Raw genomic sequence first — 19,121 nt, 5'->3', positions numbered from 1 at the left:
GGGAAATCAGTTTTGGAGTTGCTGCTCCAGCTCAGCACGAAGTGTTGGATCTGAAACGGATTGTAGTAATTCCATCGCTCTCTCGCGATTTGGATTGTTCGTTGTATTCCGAATAAAGGCAGCGATCACGGCATCATTATTGCCATCGGGATCATAACTTTTCGCAAGGGCTGCAAGATTCTCGTAAGTATTTTTTTGCGACCAGCTGGCGCGCGCGAGTGCCAAGCCCACCGCTTCTGCGTCACTTCCAGGTGATTTTTCTGCAGCCCAAGCACCGATGGCCCGGATATCTTCGCTGGTCACGGCGCGATCGCTTGCGAGATATTGTGGGGCGCTTTGCTTCACTACCGCATCGATTTCCATTTGGCTAAGTCCTGCATCCTCGATGAAGCGATTGACTTTTTCGAAGCTGCCCGGGCTGGCATGGCGACTTCCTAGACCTCCCAACGCGTTGATGGATTTCGAAGATTCCGAGAATGAATCTCGCGCCAGTTTGGCGAGAGCTGCAAAGTTATCCGGTTCGTTTCGCATCGATTCTAACAGCTCAATGCGCTGATCTTCCGGCAAGTCCATCACCCGTGCTTGTGCCGCTGCTGGATCGGACTGAATCAAGTGATTGAGCAATTGCGCTTCAAATCGGATTCTTGCTGAATTCCGGTTGTCGAGGGATTTGCTATCAAATTTGCCTTCTTGGATCGCTTGGTCCATCCAGGCGATGGCGGTGGGCAAATCTTGATTGGCCCATTGATTGAATGCCTTTGATAGATGCCATGATGCCCTGGTATCATCACCTTGGAGCCGATCGGAAAACCGCCTGAGCGCGCCCTGTGGATCCACCGAAGCATAGCCTTCGATCAACAAATTATCCAAAGTCAGGCGTTGCGCCGGTGATAAGTCCAATTGATCAAGTGCGGCAAAGGCAGCTTCGAAGTCATCCAGACTGAATGCTGCAATTCGATTGTGTAACCGCAGCATCGCTCCGAGGTCGTCCGGCCTGCCGCTTCCTGGTGACATCTGTTCAACAACCGCTTTCCAATTGATCTCATCAACTGGCCCGTCCAACCCATACTTATCGCGTTTCGGCGCGGGGGGAGTCGCTTCTGCCGCCATCACCGGCGTACGGGCGATGGCTTGCTCCAGACTCACCGTTTCTTCCCGGAGACTGGAGATCGACTTTTGTTGAAATCCAACCCAGGTCCCGACCAGGAGAATTGCAGCAGCTGGAGGTGCGATCAAACGAAGCTTCACACTATGAGTTCATGCGAATTTGGCCCATGGATGTCAAGAGGCTCCAATCAGCGCCAAACATGGGAAATGCGCGGGGCGAGATTTCGACTAGACGCAGGTGCAGACCGCATCTTAGTTCCGCGAGCTCGGATGTTCATCCCCGCGCCATATCATTCCCATGGACTTCGCTTTTCAAATTCTCGCCTTGTTGGTGATCGCTGGAACATTTGTTCCACGACTTCGCAGTGATATTTGGATCGTTCGCAGCTGGGATTTCCCGCAGGTGCAACTGGCCTTGGTTGGAATTTTTGCGGGTGCGGGAATGTTGATCTGCGATTTCCAAGGATTGTGGTGGCACGGTGCCATCCTGATTTTGTTAGGCCTTGCTCTGGTTCGGCTGGGCTTGGTGATTTTTCCATATACCAGGCTGGCAAAGCAGCGCGTCGTTTCCGGGAATGGGAAAACCCGTCTCAGCGTCATGGTTTCGAACGTGCTGATGTCTAACCGTGAGAGTGAAAAGCTGATTGAACTACTACGAACCTACGAGCCAGACCTTTTTGTGGCACTGGAAACCGATCAGTGGTGGGTCGATCAGTTGGCGGAAGTCGCCGGGGATTATCCACACGCGGTGGAGCTGCCGCAGGACGATACTTACGGGATGTTGCTGCGTTCGCGAATTCCGTTAGAGAATGCGGAGGTCGAGTATTTGGTAAGAAAAAATATTCCATCGATCCATTTTGCCGTTGAGCTGGACGATGGCACTCATGTGCAAATGCACGCGCTGCATCCGAAGCCGCCATTTCCAGATGAAGATACCTCATCGACCGATCGGGATGCGGAGCTGATGATGGTAGGCAAGCGGGTCAAGGATCATCCCGGCCCCTCCATCGTCTTTGGTGACATGAACGATGTGGCTTGGTCGCATACGACTCGCTTGTTCCAGCGCACCAGCTCTCTGTTAGATCCACGAATGGGGCGGGGCTTTTTCAGCACGTTTCACGCGGAGCACCGGTGGATGCGCTGGCCGCTGGATCATTTGTTTGTGTCACGTGAATTCCGGGTCTGCCGGATGGAACGATTGCCATATGTGGGCTCTGATCATTTTCCGATCTTTGCGGAGTTCTCCTATGAACCGGATAAACAGGCGGCGAATGATCCTCTGGATGGAGATGCGGACGACCGCAAAGAGGCGGCGAAAAAAGTCGCGGCGGTTCAACAAAGCTGATCTGGGATCGGATCGCTCTAGCCGAAATTAAAAAACCACGCTGGTAACTCGTGGCGGGACTGCTCCCGACCGGACGAGATGCCAGCGTGGCGAATGATGAGACGAGAGATGTCCTTCGCGCGAACGAAGGGCGATCAAGCGTTACGGGAGCGGCGATTGCGGCCGAAAAGCATGAAGCCTGTTACTGCTGCACCTAGGAGTGCCGGAACACTTGGTTCAGGCACAGATGAGACGGTATTGAAAACCTGGCCGAGTGTGAGATCGCCAGTGAGAGAATAAGCGTTGTTGCTGTTGAATAGTGGATTGGAGGCTGCGTCCACCAAGCCACCGCGGTAGCCGTTGTTTCCGTTCACCACGGTTGCGTCGGCGATTCCGAAGCTGGCGGTGCGGTTGCCTGCCCAGTTCCAGCTGGAAGTGATGCCGGAAAGGGCAAAGGTGGTCACGATCGAATCTTGGCTGATCAACAGGGTGCCGTTCGTGGTGTTGAGTGAAGCGAAAATCGTCGATTGCACACCCGCAGTGACGGCGCCGAGCTGAACTCCGATCGAGTTATCCGAAGCATCCACGTCTGAGGACGATGAGGGAGCGGTGGTCGCGGTGGTGCTACTTCCGAGCAACCAGAGGTATCCATCAATGATGTAAAGACCGGTGCCGCTGGTGGTGCCGCCAATTTCGATGACGGAGACCGCTCCGGTCGTGCTGTTGAGGAGATCGGATGCATTCGCAGTAAATTGAGCGGCCAGAGTAACTCCTTGGGAAAGAGTGACTGTCCCAGTCGTGGTGGTGTTTGCCGTGGACTGGCTGTAGATGGCAAGGGAATCGTCAAGGTCAGGGACGATGGTGCCAGCGTGCGCTGCCGATGTTGCACCCAGGAGTGCGGAAAGACAAATCAGGTTTTTCAGGTAGGGCTTCATGTCCAGATTGGTGTGGCAGGACATGAAGGTGTTACCTTTTCGCTAAAAAAATTTTCAAAAACCTTCAGAAAGGTGAAACAGCATCATTTTCCATGGCCTCGCAGGCGCGCGGCGAGTTGCGCGATGCGTTCTGGCCCAAGTGCTGCTTCGAACACATAGACCTCGTCAATTTCACCCCGGAATGCCCGTCCGGCTTGGGGTCGGTCGGTGTAGCCGATGACCAGTGGCATGGATCGTTCGTCACGGGTCAGGGTGAGCGGGCCACGGCTACGGTACGGCTTCACCGCGGAGTATCGCGGGTTGAGCTTTTCCGGTTTACCATCGACGTAGATTTGGACGATGGGTTTTTGGTCTGCAGAAACTTTTGAAGATCCGGCAACATGATGCCATTTGCCATCGGCAAGATTGGTGGTGCCGGAGAACAGATATTGGTCAAACGAAAGGCGCAGCACCGTGGAGGCGGACGGAGTGGGTTGATAAAGAAGGAGTTCGCATTTGCCGGCTTTTCCAATGGTGGGGTCGCCCCAGCCGGCGATGGTTTGATAGGGTTTCCATGGCCTGTTGGCGTCCGCCTTGATCCACGCACAAATCGTTCGCGGGGCGAAGCCTTCCACGCCTTCCCAATTGGTCATGACGGGGGTTGCCTTGCCATTGAAGCGGGCTGCTTTTCCTATCGGGCCATCCACCAAACCCGGACCTCCCGGATACAGCAGGGCCACGGTGGATGCGGCGGCAGGATGGCTGCCATCGACTTTCAACGCGCCTCCCGGACCTTCATCAAAGGACAAATGAATGAATGGCAGATCGCTCGGAAGTTGTTGGTAGAACTGATCCGGCGTGATCTGGATTTTCTCAAGATTTCCAGAATTGGTGGCCATCACCGCGTTGCCGGCACTCAAGATTTCGCTATTTCCGGCACCTTCTTTCGAGGCGATTTTGACCCGTCCCTTGAAAACATGCAGCTGTGGATTGCGGCCAGGGCGCTGGACAATTCCGAACTCGGTTCCCAGGTCAATCGCCACCAGTTCAGGAGTGATGACCTTGAATCCGTGAGCATCCTCCGGCACTTGAAACCGAGCGCTGCCTTCATCCAGTAACACCTCCATCGGATGGTGCACGGTGAATTGCGCCGGACCGCGGACAAATCCGGTGACACCGCTGGAAAAACGCAGCTCCAGTGTTCCTTCACTCAGATCGACCCGGGAGCCGGAGTCGAGATTGGTGCTGCTGGTGGCGTTTCCACTCCCGTCCAATGTGGTGAAGCTGCTCCCTGGAGCGGGCGTGATGGCCAGGGTGGGTGGGTCGACCGGTGGGCGCGCGAAGTAAAAAATCAAGCCGGCGATCAAAACCACCGCCGCGGCCATCAGACCGATGGTGACTTTGCGATGGCGGTGCTCCTTTGCCAGACGGACATTGGTTTCTGGGAGTTCAACCTCGTCGAGATCCGCGAGACTGGGTGCTTCCATCATCAACATTTCGTGGATCAAAAAAGAATCCAGGTAGATCCGCCGATACGCTTCGGATTCGAGCATGGCCGCTTCGAGCTGCTTGAGCTCTGCTTCCTTGCACGTGCCTTCGACCGCCCGTTGGGCCAGACTTTCGAATTGATCCTGGTTCAAGATGAAGACGGTTGATCCCGTAGTTCGTTTTCCACGCATTTCCGCAACGCGATGCGTAGCCGGAAAAGAATGCCCCGAAGTGCGGCGGCACTCCGGCCAATAGCGCGTGCCTCTTGCTCGACCGCGCCGTGTTCTGAATACCGATCCAGCAGCAAGCGCCGCTCGTTTTTCGGCACTTTGAGCAAGCAGCGACGCAATGCCGTGAGTCGCTCCTCGAAATGGGGATCAGCTCGTTCGAAATCTTCCGCCAGCGCTTCCATCAGTTCGTCGCTAAAAACCAGGCGTTTGTCGCGTTTCGCCTTTTTCTGGTAATTCATTACCACATATCGGGCGAAGGTGTAGGCCCAATTGCGGAAACTCGTTCCCGCTTCAAAGCTGGATCGCTTTTGCCAGAGCAGAAGGTTGACCTCCTGCAGCACATCCGCCCGGATATCGATCACCGGGGTGAGGTGCCCGATGAATGCGCGCAGTTGCGGTTGGAGATCGATCAACTGAAATACGAAATCGCCGGTAGCCGAGTCTTCGGGATGATCACTCGGCGGAAACATGAGAGCGGTGGAATTGGAATTAGAGCTGCTGATCGTTTTGCATGTTTCGGGTGAGGCAAGCGTTCGCGGATTTTCGAAAATTCGCACGATTTCAGGTCAGGTTTGTCGGCCAAGCGGCACTTCAGCAGTGTGAGGAATTCGACTCATCTTCGATCTTCAAAGACCTCGTGTCATGAAAAAAGCCCCTTTTGATGAACCATATGGTGCCGAAAAGCGATGAAAATCAGTTCGTTGTGCCAGGTGATGAGTGAACCATGTTTGCCGCGCTTTTCCCAGTCTCTGCGTGCTTTCCCAGCGCCGCCGCAGAAAGCTTTCTATCGAGTTGAGTCAGTGCCCGAACCCTGATCGGAAACTTGATTCAGAAAACTGGCGGTGGCCTTCTCGATGAGGGTCACCGCTTTTTTCTACCACGATTTTTGAACCGGAGGTGACAACTCGACTCAGGAAAGGGATGGGGCTTGCCAAACAATCGTTTCGTGCGAGCTAATCCCGCGCTTTCCCGCTGCCCCACATGGATTCCCTTGAAACCAACCCGGTTGAAACTCCACCACGCCTTCTGTCTGAACGACTTCTTCTGCTCCTTCTGGCCGCCGTCCAATTCACCCACATCATGGATTTCATGGTGATGATGCCGCTGGGACCGCAATTGATGCGCGAACTGGGAATCAGCCCGGAACAATTCGGCAATTTAATCTCCGCGTTTTCCCTGACTGCCGGCATCGTCGGCTTCTCGGTCGCACCGTTTCTGGACCGCTTTGATCGACGGCATTTGCTTTTATTCTGCTACGCCGGATTCGCCCTCGGAACACTGGCTTGCGGTTTGTCCCACACGGTTGGGATGCTGATGCTCTCCCGGGCGCTTTGCGGTGCCTTTGGCGGGGTTTCCGGGGCGACCTTGATGGCGATCGTCGCGGATGTTGTGCCGCCGGAACGCCGCGCGCGTGGCATGGGCATCATCATGACTGCGTTTTCCGCCGCTGCTGCATTGGGCGTTCCCTTCGGCCTGAAATTGGCTCAACTCTGGAAGTGGGAAGCGCCTTTCCTAACGGTCGCCACTGTTGCTGGCATCGTTTGGATCATGCTGTGGAAAGTGCTGCCTCCGGTTCGTGGCCACCTTCGGGATCAAAATAGTGCTTTGTCCGGCAAGCCGACGGACTTTTTCTCACTGTTGGCTAATGGAAATGCCTGGATGGGCATGCTTTTAATGACCATGGCGATTTTCGGGCACTTCACCGTGATTCCATATCTTTCGTACTACCTGAAACACAACGTGGGCATGGATGAAAAGAATCTGTTCCTCTTTTATCTCGTGGGTGGTTGGGTGTCGATTTTTACCGGCCCGCGCGTTGGCCATTTGGCGGATCGCTTTGGCAAGCTAAAGATTTACGCCATCCTGGTTGCATGTGCATCGGCGATCATCTGCTTTCTCACCAACACCGGCCCGCTGAGCCTGACGGAGGTGCTGCTTTTATCGGCGGTGTTTTTCATTTTTGCCAGCGGTCGCTTCATCCCGGTGCAAGCCACGGTTTCGCTCGCGGTTCCCACGTCGCAACGCGGGGCTTACATGAGCTTAATCTCCTGCTCGCGCGACTTGGGTATAGGGATCACCGCATTTGTGGGAGGTAAGGTGGTGATCGAAGGGGCGGATGAAAAACTGCTGCATTTCAACTGGCTCGGCTGGATCGCGATTACCGTCAGTGTGAGCAGCCTGCTGGTATTTCGCAAAGTGCGGGCAGTGGAGTGAATTCTGGTTTGAATCGATATTCCGATTTTTTTGTTGTGTCCGGTTGCTCAGTTCGGCAGGACGATGAGCAATGAAACGGGTTTTGATTGCAGCGGCGATTTCGCTTTTTCCATTTTTCGCCCAGGCAATACCGGCGGGTTTCAAGCCGCGGGTGGATCTCACGGAATCGACCAATTTCTCGTCGAGTGTCTGGATTGATGCCGATGGCAACGGGGTTGAGGAATTGGCGGGGATCAGTGTGGAGCGCAACCAGCTCATGTACAGCCCACGTTATGCGGCGTCTGGAGCCTCGAGTGGCCGGAAGTTTTTGCCGGGTGTGCTGATTTCTCCACACGGCTCTGTGCTCAAAGCCGACATCGATCGAGACGGACGAAAGGATTTGGTGATGCAGGATGAAAACCGACTCGTCTGGTGGCGAAGTGTCCCTGATGCGGAAATGGTTTTCATGAATGACTGGGTCACGGATCTACCTCAAGGGAGGCAGATCGATTTCATCGTGGATATGGATGGTGACGGGGTGTTGGATTTGTTGATGGGGCCGGAAACTGAGGTGGTTAACTTTGATACCGTAACGCATTCCGCCGAGATTGGTTATGGTAATGGCAACGGTGCCTTCGAGTGGGTGGTGGTGATCGCTGAAGGTGGAGACGCTGCTGGCAGCGCGGGTTTCCCCGTCGATGTTGATGGAGATGGCGATCTCGATTGGCCGGTTAATTCGAACCTGATCGCGCTGATGCAAGGCCGTTCGGTAGTAACGCTACAAAATTATCCAGAAGGTGTATCGAGTTACAGAACGATCTTTGCGGATATCGACGGTGAAGCGGGCGCTGAGTTGTTGTGCATGCAAGGGTTCAGATTCACAAACGAACTAAATCCCAAAATTGAGGTCATGAAATGGCAAGCAGGTGGTGGGTGGAGTATGATTGACGATTTTAGCTTATCCGATCTGGGGGTTTCGTATTTTGAGAGGCCGACTGAACTCGGAGTGGTGGTAGGAAATTTCGATAGCGATCCTGCAGAAGACATTTTGATTTGCAGTGGCAACTATGCTTATAAGCTGGGCTGGAGAATTGGCTCGTTAGTAAAAGATCAATATTTATCGTGGGAAAACGGGCCAGCCGTCGAGGATTGGGCAAGTGTCATCAAGAACGATGCAGGGGGACTGGATTCGCTGCTGATTGATTCAAGTTTGAAATGCGACAACGTCTTGGGAGAAACCGTGGCGCTTGGGGGTGGCCCCTTGTGGCGGGTGGATTTCTCGGAGAGTAGGTCCATCCCTTCAATACCGGTGCAAGTGACCTCGTTTCATGATGCTCGCAGTTTTGCGATGTTCAATATGGATGGAAAGCCGACCCTCGCTAGTCTGGGAGGGAAGGATAAGAGCCTGTCGGTGTGGGATGATCTGAGTGGTGTGTCCGGGCGTAAAACCATCACAACCATGAGTCTCCCTGGCATCGGGATCTTCGGTGGAAATTTCCGCGGCAATACCGATAACGAGTTGGTTTGGATGACCTCAAGTGAGTATTCGACGGTATCGTTTGTTGCTGATTATTCCTACCTGATGGCCGGACGTCCATACACCAATGATGGCCAGAGTTATGGCGATAGCCGGAGCACAGCCTTCTTTGGATCGAGACCTGCCGCCCTCTTGGGAGCGGGTGATTTCGATGGCGATGGAATTGATGATGTTCTTTATGCAAGATCCAGTAATGGAATGTTGATCTGGCGTTCCGGCGTGGAACCCTCGACTGCCGACCTGGCATTGAAAACGTTTGGCATTGAAGAGCACGAAATCGCTGCAGCCCCGTTTCTTTTCAGCAATTCGTCGGGATTCGGCTCGGTATCAGAGAGAGCTCAAATCACAGGTGCGGAGCCACAGAACTATGTTGTGCGTGACATGGATGGCGACGGGGATTTGGACATCATCCAGTTCCCCTCCATTTACGGAAACGTCGCTGCATTATTCAGCAATGACGGAACCGGGGAATTCACCAGCAAGCCCATCGGCCCCGAAAGTGCGGATGCAGGTGCTGCCGTGGCAGTCGGAAATTTTGACGGCAGCGGCGCCCTTGATTTAGTTTTGATTTACCGCAGTTATAGCAGCTCTGGGGAAAACGCATGCACGGTGAAAATCTGTCCAGATGTCGGAACCGGGCCGACTGAAGATATGCAATTGGATCTCCTCTTCGGCAAAGCCGCCGTCGCGGATTTCAATGCGGACGGCTTGGATGATCTCGTTCTAGCAGGTGGAATTGGCCTCAAAGTTATGGGTGAGCCAATCACCGATTCTCAGCTCATCGTTTACGCCAGAAAACACTCCCAATCATTTGAACCGCCGTTTCTTTTGAGTAACGAGGTTCGCGCCGCATCGGCATTGATGGCTGGCGATTTCAACGGCGATGGGAAAGCGGATCTCGTGCATGGGTCGGCCATTGATGGCACGGTGTCTTATTTCGAATCGGCGGATATGGATGCCTGGCCTTCGTTTTCAGATTGGGCCGCTGCTAACGGAGTTGAAGCTACCAATCAAGATGCGGATGGCGATGGAGCGACGAATTTCCAGGAATACCTGACCGGCAGAAATCCGAAGCTCGCGGAAGATGCAGGCCACACTGGAGGGGAACCGGGCGAGGCACCATGGATCGAAGTCGAGATGGATGATTCATACTTCATGACTTACCACGGCACTCTCCATGCGAAACATGCGATCCCACGGCAGTTGGCATCCGGCACGTCGACGGTGGTGCTGGAGCAATCCGATGATTTGATTGAATGGGAGCCGGTCGAATCCAGCCCGACCGCGACTCAATCGACGACGGACCCCAACTGGCTGACTTTGTCCTGGGATTTGAACGTCTACATTCAAGAGGGTGGGTCCGCGAAATTTTATCGATTCAACACCTCCCTGAACTGATCTCATCGCAATCCACCACGGACTGCCGCATCGCCACATGGAGTCGGGTGAGCGTCGATGATGGACAGGCCTAATTTTTCGGAGTGGGAGTCCAATTCAAGACCTGGCCGTCAGCGAGAAGAGCAGCTGCTAGTTTTTTGTAGGGGAGTTTCTGCACGCTTGTTCCCTCATCCAGTGAAAGTACGGCAGCAGTTGCTGCGGATTGGCCCAGTGTCATGAAAACCGGTTCCATCCGGATCGAACCGAAGGCCATGTGGGAAGCGGAAAGGCTCCACGGCACGACCAGATTTTCACACTCATCCGCTTTGGGAATGAGGGAGCGGTAGGAAATCGGGTAAGGTATTGGCAGTTTGATCTGCACATCGCCTTCGTTTTTTACCATGCCATTTCTCACGATTCGCTGGGTGTGGTGCGAGTCCATGGCATAGGCAGCGAGTCCGACGGAATCATCCGCGACGCGCGCGCCTGTGCAGTTTTTTTCCTGCATCACGTAGTCGGAAATCATGCGCCGCCCTTCCCGCACATAGATTTGCCATGGCCAGTGACCGTTGTCGGTGAATTCGTCAGCGGGCAGGCCGATGTTCTGATAGAGGTTCGTTCCGCCATTTGCTGCCGCTACCCGGGGATGGTGCTGCAGGGTCCAGATTAAGCCGAGTTGCCAATTCCGGTGTTTGGCGGCAAGGGCCTCGCGCTGTTGATAGTTCAACGTGGTCCAGTCCCAATCGTCTCCATAATTCTCCCCGATGAAATCGGTGGAGATGCCGCCGGTGTTGTTCGAGTCCGTCTTGAAATTCGGCATCGCGTCGAATTTGAAAAAGCCACTCTTCTGGCCTGCTTCGATGGCGCGGAAAAGGAGTTCATAGTTGGTCTCGTCGTAATCCGCAGGTTTCTCGATTTCCACCCGGTTTGGCGCGTAGCGGGTCAGGCACATGCGGAAACAGTAGGCTTGGAGCCGGTGATCCGCCGTGCCGTCGGCACCACCGGCATCAGGATGGACGCCTGGGAGAAGTCCACTCGCGGGATCACCTTTCACCACATAGGGATCGATGCCGTCCGGGAGCTGGTTTTTTCGCGATTTTACCGCCTGAATGCCACTAATCGTTTCGCTGTAGGTGGCGTTTGCTTCGCGGCCTACGGTAAAACTGACTCCAGCGCCGGGCAGTAGGTCACCTTCGTAGGTTGCATCGATGAACATCTGTCCGTGGAACTCCTGACCGTTCTCCATTTTCAGTGCCCGAATGCGTTTTCCTGCCATCAAGACCCCGTCGCTGAGATCGAGCTTTTCGGTAAAAACCTGAACGTGATTTTCGGCGAGTAGGTCGTTAAAAATCGCCTCTGCCACCTTCGGTTCAAACACCGAGGCCGTTTCGGTTTCACGGTTGAAGGCCGGGCCGCCTTGGCCCTTGTTGCCGTAGGCCGCCCGGGTTTGCAGATTCCAGGCGCCCTTTTTGGTCATCGGTTCAGCCGTTTCATAATGCAGGTAGACACGGTGGTAGAAATCGCGGCTCAGACCGCCGAGAATTTTCTCATCGCCCAGATCAGTCCATCCCAGGCCGCTGCTGGTCATGCCGCCGAGGTGCTTGGTGGGTGAAATCAATGCGACCGTTTTCCCCATTTTGGCAGCTTGCACGGCAGCCGTCACCCCGCCGGAGGTCCCCCCATACACGATTACGTCGTAGGGTTTCGGCTGACTATCCGCTAAGGCGGCATCGAATGCGGTGAGGCTGAGAAATGTGGCGCTGATCAAGGAAAGGAAATGCATCTCGGGCAAAGGCGTTCTGTGGGGCAATAGCAACGGTGGCAGCAGGATGGCTCTATCAATCCGGATGTTCCGGCATCGCGGATTGTCATAGCGGGTTTGATGCGCTGGAATGCGGCGAATGGCACGGAACAAGCGACGTTGGACTCTGGAAAACCTGATCGATTTCGAGCAGACGCTCGCTTCTGGAAAATTGGACACGACTTCGTCAACACGGACGGTGGTGGCGGAGGCTGTGAAAGGAAAAACCGGATCGGAAGCACGTCGTGCCGGGCTTCACGCGTGGCTGGAGCAAGTGCGTGGGCCGGTCTCGATGGGCCGGAAATTCACTTCGGTGCTCGCCTTGATGGGTGCCGCCTTGATCATTTTCATGTGGTTTGGCGGAGTTTCCGCCGTGATGGGCATGCTCGACCCGGTTCGCGGCGGCATCAATGTCACTTGGTTTCTCGCCGCACTCATCGGCGGGCAATGGCTGGTTCTGGTGCTCGCCTTCGTTGCCTTGGCCATGCGCAGTCGGGTCGGTGAAGGTTTCAGTGGACTGCAAGCCCTGATCGGAAAACTCGCGCGCCGCTACACCGCTGGTGGGGAAAAGGAAAACCGCTGGTGGCGTGCCGTGATGGATGGCGGCGGAGCGCCGCGCGCGGTTGTGCTCTGGCGATTGGCGCGCCTCGCGCAATCAGCCGGAATCGGGTTTAACATCGGCATCATCTGCGGCCTGTCCGGACTCGTGCTGTTCCGCCAGGTTGGATTTTACTGGGAAACGACCACCCAATCCGCGCTGGAAGAAGGCCTGCATGTTGCGGTCAAATTGCTGTCCATCCCCTGGGCGGCGGTGTTTCCGGCAGGCGTGCCCGATACCTCGGTCATTCATGAATCTCTCTGGAAATCCTCCGATCCGGTGCGATTGGGACCGGGCCCTTCGCAATGGTGGCTGTTCCTGCTGATGACCACGTTTTTCTGGGGATTGATCCCGCGACTGATCCTGTGGGGCATCGCCTGGCGCTCCGGTATCACTTCGCTGACCAAGCTCGATTTTCAGGCACGCCACCATCGCTCGCTGTGGCGTGAACTCACCGGGGTGGATCGGGTTGAAACCACGGAAAAACCGCTTGATGGCGTGCTGGTTCTCGATGTCGGCGGCAGCGGCCTGACCGAAGCCTCGTTGCGGCCGTTCATGCTGCGACGGCTGCGGGTGCATCCGGCAGCTTGGCATACCACCGCGGTCTTGGACTCGGGCGCCGAGGCGGATGCGGCAAATTCCCTGGCTTTGGCGCCAGCGGGAATCGTGTTGCTGGGCGAAGGTTGGGCGCTTTCACCGCCTCGGATGACTGCCTTGCATTCGAAAATCCGCGGAACCATGTCGGCCCAAACGCCGCTCAAATTCCTTGTCGCCAATGCGGATGCGGCTGGAAATCCGTCCGCGCCGACCGATGAAGAACGCCGCGAATGGGAAAAATTTGTGGATTCCCTGCGCGACCCGGATTCCGAGGTGTTTTTCTTCGACGAAAACGCCTGATGCCGGCTCCGGTAGGGCTCAGTCGGATGGAATCAGCTCCGCGAACACCATCGTGCCGGCACTCGTTTGCAGCGTGCTGACGACCGTCGCCTCAACCGTGGAGCCGATTTTTTCCACCGAATGGTTCACCACGATCATCGTGCCGTTGGAAAGATACCCGACGGCTTGATGGCTTTCCTTGCCGTTGCGAACCAGCGTGATCCGCACCTTGTCGCCGACGGTGGCGCTTGGTTTCAAGGCGTCATCCAGCTCAGTAATGTTGAGCACTTCGATCTCCTGCAGCTTGGCCACCTTGGTCAAATTCTCATCCACCGTCATCAAGCGGGCGCTGAGCAGACGGGCAATTTCGATCAGCGCGGTGTGGTTCGATTTGCTCTCGCTGGCAATGACGCTGTCGTCGATGGAGACCTGCACGTCAGCCGCGCGTTGCATTTGATCGAGAAAATCCAAGCCGCGCTGGCCACGGAGGCGTTCGCCATTCGACATGGAATTCGCCATCATTTGGAGGTCCTCAAGGACGAATTTCGGGACAATCAACCGGCCGTGAAGGAATCCAGCGCGGAAAATGGATAGCACCCGGCCATCCATGATCGCCTCGGCATCCAGTACCAGCGGCTGCCCGGTGGTCGAGTCCTGGCGGAAGCGGACGTAGGGGATGATGAACGCGAAGTCATCGCGGTTGCTGCGTAGCGAAAGGGCTGCGCCGAAAAACCCAAGGGTCGAATAAAGGAAGGCATCCATCACCGGATTGACCGCTTTAACGATCTCCTGATCGCTGTATTTTTCCTGAAACATCAATTCCAGGACTGCGAAAATTTGCACTCGGGTCAGCAGCCAGGCGCAAAATAATCCGACTCCCAAACCGAAGGTCCCGGTCGAAAATCCGCGCAGTGTGAACCCGCGGGTCAGGGTCTCGACCCAGATGAAAACTCCTGCCACCACCAATCCCGCGAGCAGGCCTACGGTGATCGATGCGTCAACCCCTTGGGCAATGGCGACTCCTGCAGCTTCGCAAACCAGCAGGTAAATCAGACGGACGATGTTGACGGACGGTGGTGCAGCCATGGGTGTCGTTTGAAAATTTCACCGATTTTCTCCATGCGCGGCAAGGTCAATCCTCCCAGTCCGCTGCAGTGTGATTCGCAACGGCGAACTCACTCGTTTTCGTCCGCCGTCGCTTTGATATCGGTTAAAGCGGCGATGAAGTCTTCCAAAATCTCAGCCGGCACCATGATGGTGTCCCGGTTTCCGCCCACGTCCTCGGTGATTTTCACCACCATGCCGCGCGCGTTTTGTTTGAGATCGAGAAAGAAAATTTTCCGATCAGCGAGAATCTTTTCCGTATGCAATAAATCACTATCCACTTTAGACCTCCTTTGGCGTTCTAATGCTCCTTTCGACGATTGCGATGAGGATTGGGATGTCAATCGAATTCCCGGCCAGCCGCATGCGCGATCTCCTTCCTGCTAACAGACCCGCTCTCGTTCTTGCTCCCATGCAAGACGTGACCGACCTGCCGTTCATGCGTGTCCTCGCCCGGCGCGGTGCTCCGGACTGGTTCGTGACGGAGTATTTCCGTGTCCATCCGGATTCGCGCTTAGACAAATACATTGTCCGCTCGATTCAGGAAAACGAAACGGGCAAGCCGATCTTCGCCCAGATGATCGGCCGCGATATCCCGAACTTGATCCGCACGACCCAGGAGCTGGCAGAGCTCAACATCGCCGGCATCGACCTCAACCTCGGCTGTCCGGCACCGATCGTTTGCCGCAAGGACGCCGGTGGTGGCTTGTTGCGAAATCCGGAAAATGTCGATCGGCTCATCGGTGAACTTCGCGCTGCGATTCCCGGTCGATTCACCGTGAAGACCCGCGTGGGCTACGAAACGCCGGATGAATTCGAGGGTTTGTTAGAGATTTTCCGCCGCCATGCGATTGATTGCCTCAGCATCCACGGCCGCACGGTCAAGGAACGCTATCAAACGCCGGTGCACCCCGATTGCATTCGCGCCGCGGTGGCGACCATGCCGTGCCCGGTCATCGCCAACGGCAACGTCGTCGATGTGCCGACCGGATTGGCGTATCTACAACAAACCAACGCGGCCGGTCTGATGATCGGGCGCGGAGCGATCCGCAACCCGTGGATCTTTTCACAACTCATCGCCGCATTTGAAAAACGGGACTCCATCGCTCCGACCCGGCGTGATCTGTTAGATTATATTTTCGATCTGTATGACGAGATGGCGCGGGAGACTTTGAAGTTCGATCCCATGTCGCATGTGCAACGGATGAAGCGGCCGCTCGTTTACATCAGCCATGGACTGGACGCGGACTTCGAGCATCGCATCCGCCGCGCGAAAACACCGGACGAGTTTCACGCCATTTGCCGCGATCATTTGGACAACGATCAACGGCTGCCAGTCCAGCCACCATCCACCTCGAAGCTCTATTGCGGCTTCGAGGATTTGGTCCGCGCATGATCAAGCGAGGGCTTTGCGTTGCGGAAACAAGAACTCGAGGATCCCGGCGAAAATTAGCATCAGCAAAGGTGAAGTGACTAACCCCAGCACTCCACCCAGAGCGAGATTCAGGAATTGATTTGGCGAAACCGAAGATCTGGGAACAGCAGGTTGCTCGTCAATCTGTATCTCACGAATCCAAGGTAGTTCTCTAGCACGTTGCTGTGCTACCTGGGTAAATGTTTCCGCAAGTTGCTTTGCAAGTTCGGCATCGTTGCACCGTGCTCTGATGGAAACTAAGTCGGTTCCCCTGATGTTGTCGAAGTGAATCAGTGTTTTCAAAAGGGGAATGGTTTGTGCGCGGCTCTTACCGAAATATTGATCCATTTTCAGCCTGTCCGATACCTCGCCAAGCGATTTTTTAGATTGGAGCACTTGATAGAAAGTCTCAAATTCCTTTGATGTAGGAAATCCATGCTCCAGATGTAATTCGATCACTGCAAACGACTCATACGTTTTCGGCATGAAATACGTCGCCATGCCTGCCACTGCGATTCCGAAAATCGGGCCAAGGATCAGCCCCACCAAAAGCAGCCACCACCAGCGCCCGAACAGCCCTTTTTTCTTAGCCGGAGGCAAGGGTGGAGGTGTCGCAGGCGGGAGAGCATTTTCTTCAGGCGACACGCAGGCTTCCACCTCGGTTTTGAAATCGGCTGCCGTTTGGAATCGCTTTTCCGGCTCGCTCCGCAACGCTCTCGAAACCACCGAACTGATCTTGGGATCCATCCCGCTGGTGCTGATTTTTTCACCAAAAGGGCCATCGGGATGCTGACCCGTGAGCATTTCGTAAAACAAAACGCCGAGCGAATAAATATCAGCCCGATGATCTACGCCATTTGCCTCTCCGTATTGCTCGGGAGCCATGTAGGGAGGAGTTCCGGCATTCATCCCCGTTCCGGATCCAGCCAGTTTCGCAATGCCGAAGTCCGCGATCTTCACCCGCCCATCGCGATCTAACAAAATGTTCTCCGGCTTGATGTCGCGGTGAATCACGCCTGCGGTGTGAGCCATTTGCAGTGCATCACAAATCGGCGGAACGATCGCCAACGCCTGCTCGGGCGAGATTTTTCCATCGCGCATCACATCGCGCAAATTCATGCCGTCCACGAATTCCATCACCAGGTAATACAAATCATCGGCCACGCCGAAATCATGAATGGTGACGATGTTCGGGTGATTCAGCTTGGCCAGAGTTTGCGCCTCGAATTCAAAGAATGCGGAAAACCCGGGTTCGCTCTGACGTTCACCCGCCAGGATCTTGATCGCGACCCATCGGTTCAGCGCTTTTTGCCGCGCCTTGTAAACCACGCCCATCCCGCCCCTTCCCAGGCACTCGGTGATTTCAAATTGGGGCAATTTCTCTGCCAGCTCTTGCGGTGAAAGCGGCGCTTGCTGGATCGGTTCTGGCCCGTCCTGCCGGGTTTTTGAATCCATCGCGACATCGAGCAGCCGTTCTGCTGGAAGCCCTGGGTCGCTGGTTTGGTTGCTTTCGTTAGAGTGAGAATCTTGGGTCATGCAGACGAATTCAGGAACATCGGCAATTTGTTACAGGTGAGTCGGCGGGCCACCAGACAAAGCGTTGCGCAGCTCCCGCATTTCCGTCTCGATCTCCTGATCATCGGCGACCGTGCTCGCCACTTCCTCGCGGAAACAGGCGCGATACCGCTTGCGCAAACGATGCACCGCCACCCGTGCCGCGCCTTCGCGAACTCCTAACCGATCCGCAAGTTCCGCGTAATCCACCTCGCCATTCTCCGCCACAAGGCAGGGTTTCAGCGTCGCAAATTCGGCAGCTCGGTTCGATTGCTGGTAATCGTCCGCCAAGCGCTGCATCGCCCGATCCAGCAAGGTCAGCACCCAGCGCCGATCGAACAATTGCTCAGGCGTAAACGACTGCAATTGATCGCGGGCAATCAGGTTTTCCGCATGGGCGAAATCCAGCGAGATCCGTTCGATCCCGCCACCGCGTTTCACGGTGTTCTGGTGGTGCCACTGGTTGATCAGAAATCGTTTCAAGGTGGTGATCAGAAACGCCCGGAACCTGCCACGATTCGGATCCGCGATATCCAGCCAGCGCTTTTCTAACAACTTCTGGAAAAACTCCTGGGTCAGATCCTGCGCATCGGCGACCTGATGCCCTGCTTGGCGAACCACCGCATAGACGGGAATCCAGTAAATGCGGCAAAGCTCTTCCAATGCATCGCCGCTTTCCGCTTCGCCCACCGATCGGGCAGCGGAAACAAGCGTCCAGCGAGTGGTGCAAAACAGCGGCGGTCGATCGTCAGGCATCGGAGATTTTCATTTCTGGATTCGTTTCACCCATTCAGGAAATCCCGCAATTTGTTACCGCAATTCGTTCTCACCAGCCGCGCTTCGAGTGTTCGCGATAGGCGGCGGGAGGCAGGCCAACCGTCGATCGAAATTGCCGGGTAAAGGCGGTTTGATCGCTGTAGCCGCAGGATAGGGCGATGTCCGCTACCGGGATTTTCGAGCTCGCCAGCATCCGGGCTGCATAACCGATCCGAGCCTTGCGAATGAACTGCGAGGTGGTGAGCTGGAACACCTTGCGCATCCGCCGGTCAAGCTGGGTAGGGGACAGCGATGCCATCTGTGCGAGATGGGCAATGCGCAGGTCGTCCTCCAAATGCTCCTGAATGTAGGAGACGATTTTTTGTACGCCGGCGAATTTCATGTCCTCCGCGCTCGGGCGTCCGAGATCGCGCGAAATCGAGGCCAGCCCGACCACGCGTCCGGCTGCGTCGTGCAACGGCACTTTCGTCGCCAGATACCAGCCGAGCGAGCCGTTTCGATTGGTGATCAGTTCCAGCTGGTCGACGATTTCCCGCCCGGTGCTGAGCACCATTTCGTCCTGCTCGCGGTAAACTTCCGCCAGATGCGGCGGGAAAAAATCCTCGGCGGTTTTGCCGATCAATTTCGACGGTGCATCCAAACCGGTGCGCGCGGCGAAGGCCGGATTCGCAGCTTGATATCGGCGTTGGGAATCTTTGAGACAAAACACCACGTCCGGCAAAAAGGTGAATAGCCGTTCACAAAAGTGGGGAGATGCCACGCTCTTGAAAAAATCGCTGTCTGCCGCCATGGGTGAAAATACTGGAATCTGTGCAGCAACGCATGCT

15 protein-coding genes are annotated in these 19,121 nt (G+C 55.5%); 5 read left to right on the top strand and 10 right to left on the bottom strand.

Going from position 1 to position 19,121, the window contains the following annotated elements:
* Positions 1–6 precede the first annotated feature (6 nt).
* Entirely contained in the window at positions 7–1,248 is a 1,242-nt protein-coding gene (locus JIN85_RS07495) for a hypothetical protein (RefSeq protein WP_200269229.1), read from the bottom strand.
* A 157-nt stretch (positions 1,249–1,405) separates the two neighbouring features.
* On the opposite strand from JIN85_RS07495, the gene JIN85_RS07490 reads away from it, so the two are divergent.
* On the top strand, positions 1,406–2,452 hold the full coding sequence (locus JIN85_RS07490; RefSeq protein WP_200269227.1) for an endonuclease/exonuclease/phosphatase family protein: 1,047 nt from the start codon (positions 1,406–1,408) through the stop codon (positions 2,450–2,452).
* A gap of 134 nt (positions 2,453–2,586) precedes the next feature.
* Here the strand turns inward: JIN85_RS07490 and JIN85_RS07485 are convergent, their stop codons facing one another.
* Genes JIN85_RS07485 through JIN85_RS07475 form a run of 3 tightly spaced genes read right to left on the bottom strand, consistent with a single transcriptional unit; the run spans position 2,587 to position 5,533 of the window.
* Entirely contained in the window at positions 2,587–3,390 is an 804-nt protein-coding gene (locus tag JIN85_RS07485) for a PEP-CTERM sorting domain-containing protein (RefSeq protein WP_200269225.1), read from the bottom strand.
* A gap of 59 nt (positions 3,391–3,449) precedes the next feature.
* On the bottom strand, positions 3,450–5,024 hold the full coding sequence (locus JIN85_RS07480) for a LamG-like jellyroll fold domain-containing protein (RefSeq protein ID WP_200269223.1): 1,575 nt from the start codon (positions 5,022–5,024) through the stop codon (positions 3,450–3,452).
* The gene (locus tag JIN85_RS07475) at positions 4,982–5,533 is read right to left on the bottom strand and encodes a sigma-70 family RNA polymerase sigma factor (RefSeq protein WP_200269221.1); all 552 of its coding nucleotides are present in this window, start codon (positions 5,531–5,533) and stop codon (positions 4,982–4,984) included. The genes JIN85_RS07480 and JIN85_RS07475 overlap by 43 nt, the downstream gene beginning before the upstream one ends.
* Positions 5,534–6,044: 511 nt before the next feature.
* Between JIN85_RS07475 and JIN85_RS07470 the strand changes: the two genes are divergently transcribed.
* Together JIN85_RS07470 and JIN85_RS07465 are read left to right on the top strand one after the other, a co-directional pair.
* A complete protein-coding gene (locus JIN85_RS07470; protein WP_200269219.1) occupies positions 6,045–7,277 on the top strand; it encodes an MFS transporter in 1,233 nt (410 codons plus the stop codon).
* A gap of 70 nt (positions 7,278–7,347) precedes the next feature.
* Complete coding sequence (locus JIN85_RS07465; RefSeq protein ID WP_200269217.1) at positions 7,348–10,191, top strand: FG-GAP repeat domain-containing protein; 2,844 nt, start codon at positions 7,348–7,350, stop codon at positions 10,189–10,191.
* A gap of 70 nt (positions 10,192–10,261) precedes the next feature.
* Here JIN85_RS07465 and JIN85_RS07460 read toward each other — a convergent pair whose 3' ends face one another.
* The gene (locus JIN85_RS07460; protein ID WP_200269215.1) at positions 10,262–11,953 is read right to left on the bottom strand and encodes an FAD-dependent oxidoreductase; all 1,692 of its coding nucleotides are present in this window, start codon (positions 11,951–11,953) and stop codon (positions 10,262–10,264) included.
* A 118-nt stretch (positions 11,954–12,071) separates the two neighbouring features.
* Here JIN85_RS07460 and JIN85_RS07455 point away from each other — a divergent pair, with 118 nt between their 5' ends.
* Complete coding sequence (locus tag JIN85_RS07455; protein WP_200269213.1) at positions 12,072–13,466, top strand: DUF2868 domain-containing protein; 1,395 nt, start codon at positions 12,072–12,074, stop codon at positions 13,464–13,466.
* 18 nt (positions 13,467–13,484) lie between these two features.
* On the opposite strand, the gene JIN85_RS07450 is transcribed toward JIN85_RS07455, so the two are convergent.
* Both JIN85_RS07450 and JIN85_RS07445 read right to left on the bottom strand, forming a co-directional pair.
* A complete protein-coding gene (locus tag JIN85_RS07450) occupies positions 13,485–14,531 on the bottom strand; it encodes a PIN/TRAM domain-containing protein (protein ID WP_200269211.1) in 1,047 nt (348 codons plus the stop codon).
* Positions 14,532–14,620: 89 nt separating this feature from the next.
* A complete protein-coding gene (locus JIN85_RS07445; protein ID WP_200269209.1) occupies positions 14,621–14,830 on the bottom strand; it encodes an RNA-binding protein in 210 nt (69 codons plus the stop codon).
* A gap of 83 nt (positions 14,831–14,913) precedes the next feature.
* Here JIN85_RS07445 and JIN85_RS07440 point away from each other — a divergent pair, with 83 nt between their 5' ends.
* Positions 14,914–15,945, top strand: coding sequence for a tRNA dihydrouridine synthase (locus JIN85_RS07440; protein WP_200269207.1), 1,032 nt, complete (start codon positions 14,914–14,916; stop codon positions 15,943–15,945).
* Here JIN85_RS07440 and JIN85_RS07435 read toward each other — a convergent pair whose 3' ends face one another.
* The 3 genes from JIN85_RS07435 to JIN85_RS07425 all read right to left on the bottom strand — a co-directional run bounded on the left by JIN85_RS07435 (position 15,946) and on the right by JIN85_RS07425 (position 19,084).
* Positions 15,946–17,499, bottom strand: a complete 1,554-nt coding sequence (locus JIN85_RS07435) for a protein kinase domain-containing protein (RefSeq protein ID WP_200269205.1) — start codon at positions 17,497–17,499, stop codon at positions 15,946–15,948. It abuts the gene before it with no gap.
* Between the two features lie 30 nt (positions 17,500–17,529).
* A complete protein-coding gene (locus JIN85_RS07430) occupies positions 17,530–18,273 on the bottom strand; it encodes an RNA polymerase sigma factor (protein ID WP_200269203.1) in 744 nt (247 codons plus the stop codon).
* A 70-nt stretch (positions 18,274–18,343) separates the two neighbouring features.
* Entirely contained in the window at positions 18,344–19,084 is a 741-nt protein-coding gene (locus JIN85_RS07425; RefSeq protein ID WP_200269201.1) for an AraC family transcriptional regulator, read from the bottom strand.
* Positions 19,085–19,121: the final 37 nt, after the last annotated feature.

Origin of the sequence: Luteolibacter pohnpeiensis, assembly GCF_016595435.1 — a bacterium.
Taxonomy (GTDB): domain Bacteria; phylum Verrucomicrobiota; class Verrucomicrobiia; order Verrucomicrobiales; family Akkermansiaceae; genus Luteolibacter; species Luteolibacter pohnpeiensis.
The sequence above is the reverse complement of the archived record's forward strand: the minus strand, read 5'-3'. Positions and strand labels throughout refer to the sequence as shown.